The organism is Rhodococcus sp. IEGM 1306 (assembly GCF_036541985.1).
GTDB lineage: Bacteria > Actinomycetota > Actinomycetes > Mycobacteriales > Mycobacteriaceae > Rhodococcus_F > Rhodococcus_F qingshengii.
The window spans coordinates 17,887-34,563 of the sequence record NZ_JAZHFF010000004.1 but is presented as its reverse complement, the minus strand read 5'-3'; the positions used below and the strand labels follow the sequence as shown (position 1 = coordinate 34,563).

The 16,677-nt window shown below is 61.0% G+C and carries 22 protein-coding genes; 14 read left to right on the top strand and 8 right to left on the bottom strand.

Going from position 1 to position 16,677, the window contains the following annotated elements; all coding sequences use genetic code 11:
* Nucleotides 1-52: 52 nt before the first annotated feature.
* Nucleotides 53-379 carry a helix-turn-helix domain-containing protein gene (locus V3587_RS12675; RefSeq protein WP_235171503.1) on the top strand — a complete coding sequence of 109 codons (327 nt, stop codon included), beginning with the start codon at nt 53-55 and terminating at the stop codon, nt 377-379.
* On the opposite strand, the gene V3587_RS12670 is transcribed toward V3587_RS12675, so the two are convergent.
* The 4 genes from V3587_RS12670 to V3587_RS12655 all read right to left on the bottom strand — a co-directional run bounded on the left by V3587_RS12670 (nt 373) and on the right by V3587_RS12655 (nt 6,487).
* A complete protein-coding gene (locus V3587_RS12670) occupies nt 373-1,296 on the bottom strand; it encodes a UTP--glucose-1-phosphate uridylyltransferase (protein WP_095971921.1) in 924 nt (307 codons plus the stop codon). The two genes, V3587_RS12675 and V3587_RS12670, sit on opposite strands and share 7 nt — an antisense overlap.
* Nucleotides 1,297-1,867: 571 nt before the next feature.
* A complete protein-coding gene (locus V3587_RS12665; RefSeq protein ID WP_283376864.1) occupies nt 1,868-3,016 on the bottom strand; it encodes a cellulase family glycosylhydrolase in 1,149 nt (382 codons plus the stop codon).
* A 46-nt stretch (nt 3,017-3,062) separates the two neighbouring features.
* Complete coding sequence (locus V3587_RS12660) at nt 3,063-4,796, bottom strand: ArnT family glycosyltransferase (protein WP_283376865.1); 1,734 nt, start codon at nt 4,794-4,796, stop codon at nt 3,063-3,065.
* On the bottom strand, nt 4,793-6,487 hold the full coding sequence (locus V3587_RS12655) for a hypothetical protein (protein ID WP_283376866.1): 1,695 nt from the start codon (nt 6,485-6,487) through the stop codon (nt 4,793-4,795). Before V3587_RS12655 ends, V3587_RS12660 begins: the two co-directional genes overlap by 4 nt.
* 249 nt (nt 6,488-6,736) lie before the next feature.
* Between V3587_RS12655 and V3587_RS12650 the strand changes: the two genes are divergently transcribed.
* Together V3587_RS12650 and V3587_RS12645 are read left to right on the top strand one after the other, a co-directional pair.
* Complete coding sequence (locus V3587_RS12650) at nt 6,737-7,315, top strand: RNA polymerase sigma factor (protein ID WP_029537811.1); 579 nt, start codon at nt 6,737-6,739, stop codon at nt 7,313-7,315.
* Complete coding sequence (locus V3587_RS12645) at nt 7,312-7,803, top strand: hypothetical protein (RefSeq protein WP_283376867.1); 492 nt, start codon at nt 7,312-7,314, stop codon at nt 7,801-7,803. Before V3587_RS12650 ends, V3587_RS12645 begins: the two co-directional genes overlap by 4 nt.
* A gap of 264 nt (nt 7,804-8,067) precedes the next feature.
* Here V3587_RS12645 and V3587_RS12640 read toward each other — a convergent pair whose 3' ends face one another.
* A complete protein-coding gene (locus V3587_RS12640; protein WP_095971909.1) occupies nt 8,068-8,316 on the bottom strand; it encodes a hypothetical protein in 249 nt (82 codons plus the stop codon).
* A 169-nt stretch (nt 8,317-8,485) separates the two neighbouring features.
* On the opposite strand from V3587_RS12640, the gene V3587_RS12635 reads away from it, so the two are divergent.
* The 4 genes from V3587_RS12635 (at nt 8,486) to V3587_RS12620 (ending at nt 11,352) form a co-directional block, all read left to right on the top strand.
* On the top strand, nt 8,486-8,674 hold the full coding sequence (locus V3587_RS12635; RefSeq protein WP_124567378.1) for a PI-type proteinase: 189 nt from the start codon (nt 8,486-8,488) through the stop codon (nt 8,672-8,674).
* A gap of 259 nt (nt 8,675-8,933) precedes the next feature.
* On the top strand, nt 8,934-9,353 hold the full coding sequence (locus tag V3587_RS12630; RefSeq protein WP_095971908.1) for an STAS domain-containing protein: 420 nt from the start codon (nt 8,934-8,936) through the stop codon (nt 9,351-9,353).
* Nucleotides 9,350-10,837: an alpha,alpha-trehalose-phosphate synthase (UDP-forming) gene (locus V3587_RS12625; protein ID WP_235171493.1), complete on the top strand. Its 1,488-nt coding sequence runs from the start codon at nt 9,350-9,352 to the stop codon at nt 10,835-10,837. Before V3587_RS12630 ends, V3587_RS12625 begins: the two co-directional genes overlap by 4 nt.
* Before the next feature lie 137 nt (nt 10,838-10,974).
* On the top strand, nt 10,975-11,352 hold the full coding sequence (locus V3587_RS12620; protein WP_095971906.1) for a hypothetical protein: 378 nt from the start codon (nt 10,975-10,977) through the stop codon (nt 11,350-11,352).
* A gap of 25 nt (nt 11,353-11,377) precedes the next feature.
* Here the strand turns inward: V3587_RS12620 and V3587_RS12615 are convergent, their stop codons facing one another.
* Entirely contained in the window at nt 11,378-11,680 is a 303-nt protein-coding gene (locus tag V3587_RS12615) for a MerR family transcriptional regulator (RefSeq protein ID WP_124567380.1), read from the bottom strand.
* A gap of 358 nt (nt 11,681-12,038) precedes the next feature.
* Here V3587_RS12615 and V3587_RS12610 point away from each other — a divergent pair, with 358 nt between their 5' ends.
* The 5 genes from V3587_RS12610 to V3587_RS12590 all read left to right on the top strand — a co-directional run bounded on the left by V3587_RS12610 (nt 12,039) and on the right by V3587_RS12590 (nt 14,257).
* Nucleotides 12,039-12,197, top strand: coding sequence for a hypothetical protein (locus V3587_RS12610; RefSeq protein ID WP_283376868.1), 159 nt, complete (start codon nt 12,039-12,041; stop codon nt 12,195-12,197).
* Nucleotides 12,198-12,281: 84 nt separating this feature from the next.
* The gene (locus V3587_RS12605; RefSeq protein ID WP_283376869.1) at nt 12,282-12,827 is read left to right on the top strand and encodes a Dps family protein; all 546 of its coding nucleotides are present in this window, start codon (nt 12,282-12,284) and stop codon (nt 12,825-12,827) included.
* A 73-nt stretch (nt 12,828-12,900) separates the two neighbouring features.
* Entirely contained in the window at nt 12,901-13,035 is a 135-nt protein-coding gene (locus V3587_RS12600) for a hypothetical protein (protein ID WP_020968725.1), read from the top strand.
* Between the two features lie 48 nt (nt 13,036-13,083).
* Complete coding sequence (locus tag V3587_RS12595) at nt 13,084-13,755, top strand: ANTAR domain-containing protein (protein WP_283376870.1); 672 nt, start codon at nt 13,084-13,086, stop codon at nt 13,753-13,755.
* 184 nt (nt 13,756-13,939) lie between these two features.
* A complete protein-coding gene (locus V3587_RS12590) occupies nt 13,940-14,257 on the top strand; it encodes a WhiB family transcriptional regulator (protein ID WP_095971959.1) in 318 nt (105 codons plus the stop codon).
* A gap of 9 nt (nt 14,258-14,266) precedes the next feature.
* Here V3587_RS12590 and V3587_RS12585 read toward each other — a convergent pair whose 3' ends face one another.
* Nucleotides 14,267-14,704, bottom strand: a complete 438-nt coding sequence (locus V3587_RS12585) for a hypothetical protein (protein WP_200314347.1) — start codon at nt 14,702-14,704, stop codon at nt 14,267-14,269.
* A gap of 236 nt (nt 14,705-14,940) precedes the next feature.
* Here V3587_RS12585 and V3587_RS12580 point away from each other — a divergent pair, with 236 nt between their 5' ends.
* Both V3587_RS12580 and V3587_RS12575 read left to right on the top strand, forming a co-directional pair.
* A complete protein-coding gene (locus V3587_RS12580) occupies nt 14,941-15,375 on the top strand; it encodes an ATP-binding protein (protein ID WP_019747468.1) in 435 nt (144 codons plus the stop codon).
* A complete protein-coding gene (locus V3587_RS12575; protein WP_095971901.1) occupies nt 15,372-16,154 on the top strand; it encodes a SigB/SigF/SigG family RNA polymerase sigma factor in 783 nt (260 codons plus the stop codon). Before V3587_RS12580 ends, V3587_RS12575 begins: the two co-directional genes overlap by 4 nt.
* A gap of 16 nt (nt 16,155-16,170) precedes the next feature.
* Here V3587_RS12575 and V3587_RS12570 read toward each other — a convergent pair whose 3' ends face one another.
* Nucleotides 16,171-16,419, bottom strand: coding sequence for a modification methylase HgiDII (locus tag V3587_RS12570; RefSeq protein ID WP_200314349.1), 249 nt, complete (start codon nt 16,417-16,419; stop codon nt 16,171-16,173).
* Nucleotides 16,420-16,677: the final 258 nt, after the last annotated feature.

Below are 16,677 nucleotides of genomic sequence, written 5' to 3'. Positions count from 1 at the left end.
TGCGCCGGGGCGGCGCTGGCTTACCGCGCAGCACTCAGGCACTATGACCGGTATGAGCGGTTTTTCGGAATGGGTGAAGCATCAACTGGAACTTCGCCAAGAAACAGACGTGGCCGATGCTGCGCGTGCGCTGGGAATACGACCATCGGAGCTCGGTCGGTGGCTGTCCGCGAAACGCCCTCCCACGCAGGACACGATCAGAACTGCGTGCCGCGTCTTCGACGTCCACGTACAGGAAATTCTCGTCGCCGCGGGATACATGACACCCGACGAATCAGGGCTGGACGACAAACCGATTTCGCTGTCCGCCCTCAGCACCCGAGAACTCGTCGACGAACTGGCGAGACGCTCCGCGTCACACAGCCCCGAAGATCAGTAAGTCAACTGCGGATCCGGTTGATCCAACCTTTCCTTGAGCCAGACTCGTAATTCCGGTCCGTACTCGGTGCGGCTGAGCGCATGGTCGAGAGAAGCCCGCAGAAAGCCACCCGGGTTACCCAGATCATGGCGGGTTCCGTGATGCACGACGACGTGAACCGGATGTCCCTCCGCTATCAACAGCGCAATTGCATCCGTCAGTTGCAGCTCGCCACCTTGTCCGGGTGAAATTCTTCTGAGCGCGTCGAAAACCGCGCGATCGAGGAGATAGCGTCCGGCCGCTGCGAGTGTCGACGGGGCATCCGCAGGGTCCGGCTTCTCGACCATGCCGACGACTGCGAGCACGTCGGGGTCATCGCCTTCTTCCGGCGCTCGGACATCGAACACTCCGTATGCGCCAACAAGATCCGGTGCGACGTCGAACGCGCACAGCACTGAGCCACCGTGCTCGGCACGCACCTTCGCCATCGTGTCGAGAACACCGCAGGGGTGTACCAGGTCGTCGGGCAGCAGCACCGCGAACGAGTCCTCGTCTGCGTCCAGCACCGATTCGACCAGTCCAACAGCGTGTCCCAAGCCCAACGGGGATTCCTGTACGACCGGTTCAACGGATATGAGGCCTGGAGCACGCCGCACGCGCTCGAGCAGATGATGCTTTCCGCTGGCGGCGAGCTTGCCCTCGAGCACCAGGTCCTCGACGAAATGCCCGACGACCGATGCCTTGCCCGGCGCAGTCACGATCACCAGACGTTCCGCGCCTGCCTGGGCCGCTTCGCTTGCGACCAGCTCGATCCCGGGTGTATCGACCACGGGGAGCAACTCTTTCGGAACCGTCTTGGTGGCCGGGAGGAAGCGAGTCCCCATCCCGGCGGCCGGCACCACAGCAGTCTTGAAAGACCGTTCAGCGCACCCTGTCATCGTTCACCTCTCCGCTCACGCGATGTTTCACACACTTACCGTTACGCGCATGCAGCGGTCGTCCCCTCATTTCGACGACCGAAGCTCACACCGCATGTACAGCCTGCGCACAAGGTCTACCGGGCGACCGATGCCGTCGCAAGTTGACCCGAACTCGGAATTCGTTGCGCGCGAGAGCTGCACACCACCCCTCGTTGTCACTTCTACGAGGTGCACACCGCGCTCCGCTCACTACCCGTTACCGCGGCGAACGGTTGTGGCCCTTTTTCGACGTTGACCACGGCGGGACGTAGCTACTTGCCAAAGAGACAGGTACGACACAACTTACGAACTCAGCACCCCGACCGGACCGTCCCCAGTCGACCCGGACGTAGGTCCTGGAGGCGCCGCGTAAATGGTCCCGTGCGACTCCACCGGCCTTCAAGTTCGGTTATCCGCAGGTGAATGCCTCTGAATACCATTGAATACGAACGAAATACGGGTATCGAGTAACAATGCCAGGTTCAGGTTGTTATCAAATCGTGACCATACTCCCACTGGGCGGAACTCCCAGTGGACTACTAGCAGTGTCCTAACTTGCCAGTGAAGCGATCACGTCGAAGAGTGGATCGTCAGGCCCGATGTCCATCGTGCATTCGTTCGGCCGTGGATCCGGTACGAATGCCCACAGGAGAGCGCCGGCCGTGCCGGCCGCCTTCTGCCCCGTCAGCTTCGTCTCGATATTCGTGGCTCTGGTCGCCAGTGATTCACAACTACCCGCCAATTCGCCTGTCTCGGCGACCAACAACGGCTTCCCGACGTTCGTCGCCTGTTCGATGCGTCGTGCCAGTCCGTTCCACTGGTCGCCCGGAAGCGGCACCCCGTCGGCTCCGTAGTCGTGATACTGCAGAACGTCGACGAAGTCGGACTCGCTCACGTATTGGTAGTCGTCACCCGCAGTGCCGCACTGACCGCCCCCGACGTATCCGGCCGTGATCAGAGTGTTCGGATCGATCGCTCGAAGTTCGGCGCCTGCCGTGTCGAAGAAGTCCCGCAACACCTGCGCGGAATCAGACGGGCACGTTCTTGTCCACCAGTTGCAGGCGGCATCGGTGCACAGGCTCGGTTCCGGCTCCCCCACCAATTCCCACGCCGCGACGGAAGGCTCGTTCTTCCAGCGGTCGACGGCGGTGTGCATCCAGTCCTGGAAGCTCATGGTGGCTCGACCTGGGATCAGGTTCGCGACCTTCCAGTCGTCGGTGTACCAGTCCCTGGATTTGAACAGCCCGTCATCGCACCCGCTGTCCTGGGGTGAGAGCACCGGAATCGTGAACTGGTTGTGCCGCGCGGCAGCGTCGAACACGGCATCCATCGGTCCGAAATCCATCTCGCCGGACACCTTGTTCACCGCGAGCGCCTGGAAGGCGTTGAAACGCGTGACGGAGTTCGGCGGCAGCGAACCGAAGTACGCGTCGAGGTCGACCATCGCGCCACAGCCGAAGTTCACCGACCAATCGGTGGCCAGTTGATAGGCATTCAGCCCGGTAGGCCACCACGGCTGTCCGTCGAGCGTCAGTCCGCTCGACGACGCTCCGACCCGGACCGTCTTGGGCGAATCGGCAACCACCGGCGTCGTGAACATTCCTGTCACCACCGCGACGGTTGCAAAGCTGACTACAGCGGCAGCGATACGGCGACGCACTGTGCGTCGCACACGCGGACGCGCTTCTTCAGAAGACATCTACAACCATCCACGTCATACGGACAATCCTCCCACACGAATTGCCTCATCGACCCGTTTGACGTTCACCGGTGACGCGATACAAACGCCAGGCCGAAGGGTCCATCCCGCCGTCGTTGGGCACCTCGAGCACGAGCGCCCCCACACCGCCGGCACCGGTGTCGTACATCGTCGGATAGCGCCGATTGACCGCGTCCGACACACCGCGACCGGTATTCGGAACCGACAGGATGTATTCGACGTGATGTTCGGCCGGGTTGTTCAGTACGCGCACGAAGTCCGCATCGGAGGGCACGACGAATTGCCGAGGGTTGTTCGACGACGCCACGACGGCATAGCTCTGCACGGTGTCGAGCAGAACCGATCCATCCGGCAGAGCCAAGTCGTCCAAGTACCTGGCAATGCGACGCTCGGCCGCAAACGTACGCAGATTTGTCTGCTCCTCGAGGTTCTGCCGGCCCGGAATGATCGCGCTGGCAATGGAATGCTCGAGCACTGCGATCCGCGCATTACCCATCGCGACAAACGTGACCAGCGTCGAGCCGACCAGCAAGCACAGGGAGATCACAAGAGGTAGAGACGGTCCCGCCTGCTCGGGGTACGTCGACACCGAGCGCGACGCAGCAGCCCCCGGTCGACGCGTGACGACCGGCGCTCCGCGAGGAGCGATCAAGACGACCAACACGAAACACAGCGGAATGATCGAAATGTAGAAGCGCAGAAGGGGAAACGTCGATCCCATCACGTACAGCAAGGTTTGGGCGCCGAGGATGGCGCCGAACAACACAAGAGGCACGATCACTTCGGTGTCCCGCCGCCGAAGTGCGTAGATGACGGCCAGGACCGCGAACACCGGGAGCGCGGGCCCGAGGACGGCCATTTCGGTAATCGAGAACCCGAGGCGGGCAATCGGTGAGTCGGTTCCGGCACCAGCCTGCTCCAGGATGGAACTGTTCCCGTACACCGACGAGAACTGTTGGAACGCTTGACCGGTGATGAGCCAACTGGCAAACGACCACAACACGAAGGCAAGGAATCCCGGCATCATCACGACGGCACCGTCGAGCGCTGCTGCCCAGAGCCGCAAGCCAGGTCCCGCGCCCTCGCCCCGCTCCTCCGCGGTCGGGCGGAAACGAAGCCAACTCACCACGGTCACCAGCACCACTGCGACAAACAGCGGTGCCAATGCGTCGTAGCGGGTCAGGTACGCCAGAGCGAACGCGAGGCCGGCACCGATGAGGTCGTGGACGTCGTCGCTTCGCATCCACCGAATCAGTCGACGTGTCGCCCACAGAACGAAGAAGAGGAACGGAGCTTCGCTCATTCCGCTCGCCGCGTACATGACGATCATCGGATTGGCAGCGAACAGCACGGTCAAGATGACGGTGACCCATCGCGTACACCCACGGTCACGACTGATCCCGCGGATCTGAATCACAGCACCAGCCATGAAGGCCGCGGACATCACGACCGCAGTGACGTTCCACCGCAGCAGATCCGGCCACCAATGACCCATCAGGCCCATCGGAATCTGGACTGCCGCCGTCAAGGGGGTGAACACGAATCCGATCGCCGCGAAGTGCGGATCACGGCTGAGCAACATCGCCGATACCGCAGCGACGCGACTGAGCGAATCGGTGAAGATGAACCCGATACCCGCGTTCATCCACACGCCCAACGCGGTGTAGATCGCGAAGAGGACGACGAACATCCGCCAGGGCTTCCGGCCCGGTAGATCGTGGACCGCGACGGACAGGGCCGGGCGATCGATGACGGTCACTGTCCCCGACGCCGAGCCACGAGCACACCACCGACGGCGACAGCGATCAGAACCACGGTCCCGAATCCGATCCAGCCGATCGTGACCGCGCTCAGTCCGGTGTCCTCTTCGGCCGAGGTCGCAGTGCCCAACGGGGCGACGTTGACTCCGACGTCGAACGGCTCTCCTCCGCGCGGTGCGACCAGGAGATCACCGGTCAGTTCTGCGAACCGGTCCTTCCCACCTTCCAACCAGTTGAGCAGGCCGTCGGCATCGGCCGCATCACTCGCAGATGTCAGCGCCACCACTTCGTTGTGCGAACCCGAAACCACCTGCAAGGCACCGTACTGTCCACCGAATTCCAGACCCTGCAAGCGCAGGAGCCCTTGATCTGCGGTGTCCATGGGTAGAGCCACCGGAGTGGGCAGCGTCCCGTCCGCCGCGATCAACAACGCCGGCAGAGAGCTCGTCGCCGCGTCGCCGAACGGGAGCACACGCGGTTGCAACGGAAGATAGCTCAACCGCTGCATCGTGACGACGAGGCGCTGCGCTCGAATGAGATCTGCGAAATCACCGTGACTCAAACCGACATCGAGTGTGGGCAGCATCGACTGCGGTAATGCCTCGAATCCTCCAGGTATCGGCGGGAATCCGGTAGTGGACGTGATGGTGCTGGCCGGATCGACAGTGAGCGAAGACGGGCTACTGGTGCCGCACTGGAAGTCGCCGGTGACATCCATCGACACCTCGAACGTCAAGTCGCGACGCAGGAGTTCGTTCGGAACATCGACGCCGATGTCGAAGCGCCCAGTCTCGTTCACCGTCTGCGAGGCGAGGCGTGTATCCCCCAGCGAGATCGACAGTTCTCCGTTGCGCGAATTCGGCAGCGGCACATAGGAACCGATCATCCGGATCGACACGTCCTTCATCGGACGGCCAAGTTGCGACTGACTGAACGGGACGTCGACCTCGATGTGATTGAGACCGGAGGCCGTCAACGTTCCGAGCTTCAGCTCACCGACGGTGATGGCGTCCTGGGAAATCTGGGCAACTGTGTTGTCCGGAGACGCCAGCGCTCTGCTCGCCGCCCAGTAGCCGTCGAAGTTCGCCGCCAAGAGACTGACTTGAGGAACGAGTGTCTTGTCGTCCCCCGAAATCCGCAGCACGGGTGAACCATTCGGAGTCGCCGCGAGATCGATGCCGGCGTCCCCACTGTTGCCGATCACTACAGCCCGCTCGAACAGTCCCGGCTCGGCGGACGGTAAGCTCTGGCCGTTCGGCAGCTGCTCCACCACCACGGCGTCAGGCTGACTTCCGTACTTGTTGACAATCGCCGCACTCAGTTGCAAAGCCGCACTCTGCTGCGACCTTGCTGAACCATCCGTGACGTAGATGGTCGCCTTCCTCAAAATCGGCGGGAAGAAGGTTGCAACAGTCATAGGCTGCTGCGCGGCACCGTCGTAGGTGACAAAGGCGTCCCGGAGTGCAAGGGGCTGGTATCTCGTTCGGTCGTAACAGCGGTCGTCGACGGGAACGAGATGAGCGATCATCGACACGGTCACGCTGCGGTCGACCACTTCGAGACCTTGCAGGGGAACCGAAATCGGCAGTCCGGTTCCGGCTTGCCCGGCGTCGAAGTCGACACGGCTCACCAATCTGCCGTCGGCAGTCACTTCGAGCCAACCTCTACTGAAGTCGGTCGGGGCAGTCAAGAGCGCGATCGGAAAGCTGGTCGGCGCGCCTTTCCACTTCGCATCATCGCTACGTATGGCCAGGGTTTTTCACCCCGATGGAGCCGCAACCGCTGAATCGGAAATCCGTGCGGTGCTGGGGGACTTGACCGGGTCACTGACGTGCATCACTGACACTTGTTAGTTACTGTCCGTAACATTCAACGCCCCGGCCGCGCGAACAATCTTCGAACGCAGCCGAGTATCCGCATTTCTGCGAGAGGAGCGACTGTGGCGTTACCGCACACACAGGGGCTCGCCGAAGCACCTGACGGCTTGGACCCTGCAACGGTGGACGCCGCGATACTCGGCGACCGAGAAGCATTCGAGTCACTCGTGCACTACTACGGCCCCGCGCTCCACCGATATGCGCGTCGAATGCTCGCGGACGAAGGCGACATTCTCGAGGTAGTCCAGGACACCTTCGTTGCCGCGTGGCGCCGCCTCGATTCATTTCGTGGCGAATCGTCGATGCGAACATGGCTTTTCGCTATCTGTTCCCGAAAGATCGTGGACAGCTATCGAATCAAGCGGGCTCAACCGATCGACGACAAGCTGCTCGATCCTCTCGTGCCGTCTCCCGAGGCCGGTCCGTTCGACGCGACCTCGAACTCCGCGTTCCTGGAAGCTCTGGAAGAAGCCTTGGGTGAATTGCCTTATCGCCAGCGTGCAGCCTGGACACTACGAGAGGTGGAGATGCTCACGTTCGTTCAAATCGGCAAGATTCTGAGACTCACTCCGGATTCGGTGCGTGGGCATCACCATCGCGCACGGGCTAACCTGAGTGAACGAATGACGAGGTGGCGATGACTGAATCACGAACCGACGCATTGATGGCGCACGCATCCGACGTCCTGCGGAACGCTCCCGAGCCAGGATGGGATCGAATCAGCGACAAGGTGATCCGGGCACTGCGGTCGACCTCGGCGTCCAGTTGGCCGCTCGACGCACATGCGTCCGAGGGTCCACGTCTCGGCACGGTGTCGGTGAGCGATCACGTACTCCGCACCCATTTGGCCGCCGAGATCCGTTCTCGACACCACTGCTCGCCGAGCAATATCGAGTTCTTCGTCGACGGCCACGAAATACGTTCACTACGTATCGAACTGACAGCGCCGTACGGAGTGGATCTGGCCGAACTGTCGGACCGGGTACGGTTCACCGTCGTCGACGTCGTTCACTTGATCCTCGGCGACATGGACCCACCGGTCTCTGCAGAGAGCGTCCACATCGCCGTAGTCGACATCGTGGATGATCTACCTGCCGAGGAGAACACCAAAAGCCACTCCGCACACTAGGTGTTTGTTCGGCAAGTGTTTGGGAACCCGGCACTCATGACCACTCCCCCACCACCGGATCCGGGCCCGGTCCCCGATCCGGGGCCGCCGACACCACCCGCCCCGACACCACCCGATCCGCTGAATCCACCACCTGTGCCGCCGACTCCGACACCACCGAATCCGTATCCCCCGGATCCCATCCCCCAGATCTGAAGTCAGCGAGAATCTGAAGCCAGGGGGCCTCAGTAGTCAGGTGGCCCCAGTAGTCAGTGGCCTCAGTAGTCAGCCACCGAGTTCGGCGATCATCTCGCTCAACGATTCCGCGGCGATACGCAGTTCACCTTCGTCGGGGTTGTCGTGCGAGGACGGTAGGCGTTCGGCCAACTGCTCACGAGTGACAAGCGAGATACCCTCGAGGCCGAACCCTTCTTCGTCGGGGACGTAGATCTCGATCTCGCCACCAACCGCTACCAATTCCGAATGGGGGCCGCTGCCGAGCAGTGCACGCAGGTGTTCGGTCGTCACGGTCATATGGTTCACGTGAAATCTCCTGCTTCGGTGACAGCTGACTTTGCTGGTACGGGCTCGACGTGGCGTACTGACTCGATGTGACGCACTACCACCTACTGAGTACCCCTCGCGGGTGAGCAGGAAACGACAAGTACATGAACAACGACTTCCCGAAGGAAACGCACACACCATGACTGAACAGAATTCCACCGACCACGCGGATCAGACGGACGAGCCGCAGACCACCGACACCGATCATGGTCCCGGAACCGGCTCCGATGCAGCACACAAAGACGTTCAGACCGATCCGTCGGGCGAGCGAACCTGGGCCGACGAGGGTGGAGCTACGACCACCGGCCCGGCGACCGACACCGACTGATCCCGCAGGGACTTAGTCATCGGGACCAAGGTCCCGTGGGTCGACGCTCACGGGTCCTTGAAATCCGTACGGATCTAACGCTTTTCACCTGGGTTTTCGCGATGCGGTAAGGTAGGCACTCAGCACGGTTGAGTACCCAGCCGTTGAAGACGAGCACGGTTCGTGCGTTGCTTCCCGTGCCGTTTCCCGGTTTCGAACGAAACCGTTTCGAACCAGACCGTTCGAACGAACCGTTTCGAGCAATCCGTCAGGAGTTTCGATGAACGAGTTTTCGAGAACTACAGATGAGCGTACGGACAGTCCCCCCACATTCACCACGACGTGTGCGGAAAACATTCAGTCGCTCGTGGTCAGCGGTGAGATCGACGTCCGGTCCCGAGCTGATTTCGCTGCTTGCGTCGACGACCTGATCGGTGAGCGTCACCCGTTCGTACTCGACTGCTCAGACGTCCAGTTCATCTCCGTCGGAGGTCTTTCCATCATCGAGACTCTGTCGGCCAAGGCACGAAGGCTCGGCGTACCTTGGACGCTCGTCGCAGCGCACCCCGTCAGGCGCCCGCTCTCTCTTCTGAAAATGGACGCCGACATCGTGTTCACCGATTCGACAGCCGAGGCGGTCACGTACCTGTCCTCGACGCCCGTCCTGGACGAGACCCTGGCGGAGCCGATGTCGGCGTGAGTACCGATCTCGAAAAGCTCTCCGAATTCGTCGTCGTCGCAAACCGACTGCCCGTCGATCTCGAAACCGACGAAGACGGAGGCAAGAACTGGAAGCGAAGTCCGGGTGGACTCGTCACTGCGCTCGAACCCATCCTGCGACAGCGAGATGGCGCTTGGGTCGGCTGGCCGGGGGTCGCGGACGAGAAGGTCGATCCGATAGTGATTGACGGCCTTCGCCTGTTTCCCGTCGAGCTCACCTCCCAGGACCTCGCCGAGTACTACGAGGGATTCTCCAACGACACGTTGTGGCCGCTCTACCACGACGTTCTGGTGGCTCCGACGTTCGAACGGTCGTGGTGGCACACGTACGTCGCGGTCAACCAGCGGTTCGCCGAGGAAACCGCCCGTTGCGCTGCGGACGGAGCCACCGTCTGGGTGCAGGACTATCAATTGCAACTCGTGCCGGCAATGTTGCGCGAGCTGCGCCCGGACCTGACGATCGGGTTCTTTCTTCACATTCCGTTTCCTCCTGTCGAGCTCTTCATGCAGCTTCCGTGGCGCAAGGAGATCGTCAAGGGCATGCTGGGCGCCGATCTGATCGGCTTCCACTTACCTGGTGGCGCAAACAATTTCCTGTTCTTGGCCCGCAAACTACTCGGCCTCAAGACAACGACCGCAGGCGTCGGTGTTCGAAGTGCGCTCGGGCATGTGGATTTCGATTCTCGCGTCGTCAAGGTGGGAGCCTTTCCGATCTCCGTCGATTCGGCCGAGCTCGAGCGGCAGTCGAAGAGCGAATCGGTCCTGCGCCGCGCACGCGAATTGAAGGAAGAGCTCGGAAATCCCGAGAAAATCCTGCTGGGAGTCGACCGCCTGGACTACACCAAGGGCATCGATCTACGGTTGCAAGCCCTCAAGGAACTCCTCGACGAGGGCCGTTTGGATCCGGAGAAGTACACGATGGTGCAGCTCGCGACGCCCAGTCGTGAACGCGTGCAACACTATATCGACCTTCGCAGTGTCATCGAGGAACAGGTGGGCCGCATCAACGGCGACCACAGTCAGATCGGCCGCCCCGTAGTTCACTACCTGTATCAACCGGTCGACCGTGAAGAACTGATCGCGTTGTTCGTCGCTGCCGACGTCATGCTCGTGACGCCGATGCGCGACGGGATGAATCTGGTGGCCAAGGAGTACGTAGCCTGCCGAAGCGACCTGGGAGGCGCTCTCGTTCTCAGCGAGTTCACCGGCGCTGCAATGGAATTACGACAGTCGTATCTGGTCAACCCGCACGATTTGGACGGCGTGAAGAATACGATTCTGACCGCGGTTCATCAGGATCCGAAAGAGGGCCGTCGCCGGATGGCTGCGCTACATCGGCAGGTCATGACGCACGATGTGCATCAGTGGGCCGAGTCGTTCCTGACCGCGCTTGCCCCACCCGGACCGCTTCCGGACGATCAGTTCGTCACGGAGCGTGAGTCGGACTTTGCGCGCAACAACTGACCCTCGCGGGCTTGCTTCAAGGGCACTCGGAGACTCGAGCTAGGATTGGTTTCAGTTCATCGTCAAGCAGCGGCTGCGAACTGATCTCCTCGACATAGCCGTGCAATGCTGCATCGGCCCAGAAAGACAGGCCGACCATGCCCCTCACGATGAAGTACTCCGAGACCTACAACGACGCACTCATCGCGCTCGCTGCCGCTACTCATCGGCCGGCCAACGTGGTGAATCTGTTCGGCGAGTACGCCATTCGTGTCGATCTCGAGTACAACCGTTACCTGCTGGCGACAAACACCGCGGCCGGACTCTCCGATCGACCCGACAACGGGGAATCGTGGCTGGTGCGGTTCTTCCAATCCGAGAACACCGACACTGCGGATCGCCTTCTCGCGGAGGCGTCGCACCAATGGTTGGTCGATGCTCTGGACGCCGCGTTCGAACAGATCGAAGCGGCGGGCAACAAGATCTCCGCCGACGCGGACTTCGGCGACCCTACCCGCACCGAAACTCCATCCTGAACAGCATCGTCTCCCGCGGGCGTCACTAGTCGTTCTCGGCGGTCAACTGGCTGATTCGAGCCGCTAAGACTGCATTCTCTGCCTCCAGGGACAGAATCAGACGAATTCCGACAAGATTGACCCCATCGTCGATCAGCGCGGTGATGCGTCCGAGCGTATCCAGGTCGGCCTCGCTGTACCGACGCGTACCACCGTCCGTGCGGGTAGGGGTGAGTAGACCCCTTCGCTCGTAAAGGCGCAGCGTCTGAGGTCCTACCCCGGACAGCTCTGACATCACTGAGATCCCGTATACGCCGCGCAGCGCCCGGGTCTGGGATTCCGACGTCACTGGAACCTCCTAGTTCGGTGTCGGCTGTCTCAATCGGCGTTATCCGACCTTAGCATCATCACGCAGTGAATCTGACGCGGGGAACATAGATTCAAGCGTGTCCAGGGCCACTGACGGCAAAAATTGGAGTGCCAGAAATGCATGTAAATGCAGCTCAAGTCCCATTTCAACGAGATCGCAGAGCTAGCTCCCCTTCGCCACCGAGCCGAAGCAGCCTTGCCAATTATCTACATCGGCTGATATAGATTTTGTAGCACCTGAAAGCGCCATAACCGGAGCTCGATGGTGCAGAACACCCAGACGTCGGAGTCGGTGGTTCAGCCGACTCCCTCACGGCACACTCTTCACCGGGAGCAAGATGACGACGATCGACATCCCGCCCGCACAGGGCGAGAGCAACACCGGCATCGGATTCACTGTCGCAAGCGCGACTTTGACAACCGAAGAGGTCAAGCGCCGAATCGCGATGATGTACGGCGACCCGGTGACAGAGGAGCCGGTAGCACTCGCGCACTGAACCTGTCCGACACGCGATCCGATTGACGATGGCGCGAGATCGCCCCGTTTGCGGGCGATCCCCATCACGACGAGAGGAAAACATATGTCCGAGTTCACCGTACCGGGACTGAGCAGCGCAGACGGTTCGTCCGTCGCCGATATTCTGCAGAAACGCCTCAGCGCCTACAACGATCTTCACCTCACGCTCAAGCACGTTCACTGGAACGTCGTGGGCCCCAACTTCATCGGCGTCCACGAGATGATCGACCCCCAGGTGGAGTTGGTCCGCGGCTACGCCGACGATGTGGCCGAACGTATCGCGGCACTGGGTAACTCGCCCAAGGGCACCGCGGGAGCGATCGAGCGGGACCGCACGTGGGACGACTACTCCGTCGGCCGAGACGACGCCCGCGCGCACCTCGCTGCGCTCGACCTCGTCTACACCGGGGTCATCACCGACAGTCGCACAGCAATTGACAGCGTCGGCAAAATCGATCCGATCACCGAAGACATGTTGATCGGCCAGACGGCACAGTTGGAAAAGTTCCAGTGGTTCGTTCGTGCTCACCTCGAGAACTCGGGTGGCAGCCTCGTACACGAAGGCGCGTCCACCGAGCAGGATGCCGCAAATGAGGCACGCCAGAGCTGATGCACCGTCCGCGATTTCGGCCGATCGGGGGTCGGCCGAAATCGCACCCCCCACAACAGGAAAGGGCAAGAGCATGTCTGCGGACTCGCGCGGCACGTCGGCACAGACACGTCGCGAGTATCAGATGTTCGTGTTGCAGCAGCGTTTGTTGTTCGGATCGATCGTGGCAGGCACCGCTCTTGGAGTTCTCGCGATCAACTACTTCTGAAATATCAGGGGCCGCAGCCGTCGAAGACAGGACAGAAACGACACAATCATGAGTTCGAGCACTCTCCGCTCGATCGTTCGTAGCGATCGCTTTGCGGCAAGCACTTCTTCTCTTCTGCTCGTGGACAGCGATTTTCGCATCCAGGGCGCAAACGACGAGTACCTTGCCGTATCCGGCCGCAGCCTCGATCAGTTACACGGAGTGGAAGTGTTCGAAGCCTTCCCCGACAATCCCGACGACTCGTTTGCCGACGGAATCTTCTCGTTGACAGCGTCATTCGAGCGCACGATGCACTCCAGAACTCGGGACGCACTGCCGACTCAGCGTTACGATGTGCGCGACGAGCGAGGCAGCGGGCTGTTTGTCACGCGCTATTGGAATACGGTCAATTCCTCTGTCGCCGATGATGACGGCAGGGTTATCGGAGTGCTTCATCGTGTGTACGAGGTTCTACGACCGCGGGCTCAGCAGTCCAGTTCGGCGTCAGACGTACTTGCCCGCCTTCGCGCGGAGAACGACGAACTGAGAAGAGCTTTGGACTCTCGGCCAGTGATCGAGCAGGCCAAGGGATTACTGATGGCAGAGCGCGAGTGCTCTGCCGACCACGCCTTCGACTTTCTGGTTCAGATGTCGCAGGAATGGAACGTCAAGGTGCGCGACATCGCCGGTGGTCTTGTCGCCGCAGCAGAAAGACGTGCCGTGGATCAAAAGAATTCCTGACGACCGGGATTCAAAAGTTGTACGGCTGGGTAATGACCGACCAGAGGTACCCCCGAAATCTTCCCCGCGAGGGAGGAGCCTCGAAGGTCCCGCCGGTTCAGGCCGGCGGGACCGAGCTTTGCCTCAACACCCGACCTGGATCCTCGATCCGAGTCGAGTTCGTCACGCAGCGAAGGGAACGTCCATGTTCATGCGCTCCTACACATCTCCCAGGCCCCTTGCCGACGAGTGGGATTGGCAGCTGTCCGGCACCTGCCGCGACACCGATCCCGCCCTGTTCTACGACGACACGAACGAGCGCGGCTCCAGGCGAGCGAAGCGCGAGAGTTCGGCGAAGCTGGTGTGCGCCAGATGTCCTGTCGTGCAGAGATGCCTCGTGCACGCCATCCAGACCGGGGAACCCCACGGCATTTGGGGCGGCATGACGGCGACCGAACGAGAATCGTTGCGTAAAAGTCGAACTGAACCACTGATCAGTGCCGCGGCGAGCTCACCGGAATAGGTAGCAACCTCAAGGTCTGGCCTCGTGGTGTCGCAAACCGTGCGTGCGGCGTCGCTCCTTCATCTCGGCTTCGAAGAGGTGCGATACTCCACCGGCCAGCTTGTCACGCACCACCTGCTCGCATTCGCGAAAGAAGGACCAGTAGTTCTCGTCGAACTCTTCGACGAGCTGGAAGGTCCAGCGCCCTTCGACCACGTTCCGGCCCATCAACTCGCCCTCGATCTGATCGGCCAGCTCGTCGTTACCGCTGGATCGCAGTAACTCGACGACCTCGTCGAGCATGAGATCCGCATGTCCGATCAGCTGATGGAAGTCGTACAGAGCGCCGCGCGCCCGCTCCACCGTTTCGAGGGCGTTCGACAACACCCCCGCTGCCTTCACCTCGTCGTCCGTGACGCCTTCCGGTCGTGTGTGTACGGGGATCTGCCTGTCCGCCTGAGTGCCCATGAAACGGACGTACCCGAGCGGGTCACAAATGAAAGATGGGAATCGGTACGAGCGCACCACAGGTGATGTGTCTCACAATTCATCCTCTAGTTCGAGTAAAGAGGATTACTTCGCCGCGCGAAGGGTAATCGAAGGCCATGAATACTTCCGGGGTAGAGATGGCTGGCACGCATGGCCGGTACCGTTCCTTGCCTCGGTCCGCCGGAATTACGCCACATCTACCTACAGGAAGCCCCTTGATCCCTCTGTCGAGTCCGACCGAAGCCGAACTTACTCACGACTCCATCGCCTCGCTCCGCGTCCGAGCGTCCTACTCCCAACTGCCGACTCTGCGCGGGATCACTCGCACTGTTGCCAACAACACCGGGTTGGATGTCGACGGAACAGCCGATCTTGCTCTGGCGATGGACGAAGTCGCGAGCATCCTCATCGGCCATGCGATACCGTCCAGCGACTTGACCTGCCGATTCGAGACCTACGGTCGCACTCTTCGGATCGTCGTATCGGTGATTGCGCACTCCGAAATACCCGACAAGTCCCACAGCTTCGGATGGTTCGTTCTCGAAGCACTGGTCGACTCGGTCCGTTTGGAGCAATCGGAAATCGACGCGGACGGTCACATCACCCTGACGATGACGCTTGAAAAGGGCTTGCTCCAGGAGCGTGCGTGACCGCTGTCCCACCGGACAAGAAGGACCAGTACGAACTAGCTGTCGAACTGTTCGTCTCGATGGCTTCGCTTCCGCCTGACGATCCGACCCGAGAAAAGATCACCAACTCGATCATCGAACTGTGCCTACCACTGGCCACCCACGTCGCTCGCCGCTACCAGGGGCGCGGCCAGCCTTTCGAGGACTTGGAACAAGTTGCGCGCGTGGGTTTGGTACAGGCTGTGCAGCGATTCGACGTAGACAAAGGGTCAGATTTCCTGTCGTTCGCAGTCCCCACCGTAATGGGTGAGGTACGCAAGCACTTTCGCGATCACGGCTGGTCCGTGCGCGTGCCTCGCAGCCTTCAGGAACGACACCTTGCCCTCAACCGGGCGCTCACGTCGTTGTCGCAGACGCTCGGCCGTGCACCGACAGTCGCGGAACTCGCCAAGGAGCTCGACATAGAGCCGGACGAGGTCGAACAGGGGTTGACCGCCGGAAATTCGTATCGAACGACCCCGCTCGACACGGCGTCCGCCGGCGACGGGAGCGGACTGACCCTGATCGATACTTTGGGACAGTACGACGAAGCGATCAGTCGGATCGACAATCACGAAACCCTGCGGCCCGCGCTCCTGGCACTACCGGAGCGCGAGCGCACGATCGTCGTTCTCAGATTCTTCGGACATCTCACCCAATCCCAGATCGCCGACAAGGTCGGCATCTCTCAGATGCATGTATCGAGAATCCTCACTCAGACTCTGAAGCAGCTACGGACCGAGATGGGTGAAATCTTCTGAAGGTACGTCTCGCGGATCAAATGTATTCCTGTGCAAGACGTTCCATCTCATCTCGATCGATGAGGCCGGGCTGGCCGATGTCGAGAGCCTCGAGATACTTGTTGGCGAGGCGATAATCGTGCCCCCAACGACCGTGCTCGCCGTCCTCCTCGGCGCGCTGAACACTGGAACCGGGCGGAACTTCGTCCCTCAGTCCGTTGGTCTGCGCGCCGATCAATGTGTCCAGCTTGGTCGAGATGGCCGTGAGTGCATCGCGGTCGTTCATCTGAATCCCTTCGTCAGGTGACGCTGATCCCCCACCATACCGAAGTGTCTGTCCAAAAACATTGCACCGCTTTATGTTCGACTACAAGCCTGGACCGATCCAAGCCCTCGAGCTACACTGAGCGGTACCGAGGTTGAGAATACAGCCGGGGCTGAAGCCGCTGGCGCTCGGTTCGCATCAAGGCTCTGGATCAGGTCACATTTTCCTGCATACATCCATTGGGCTCGATGCTTTCCACACCTGGACTCTTTCACTTTC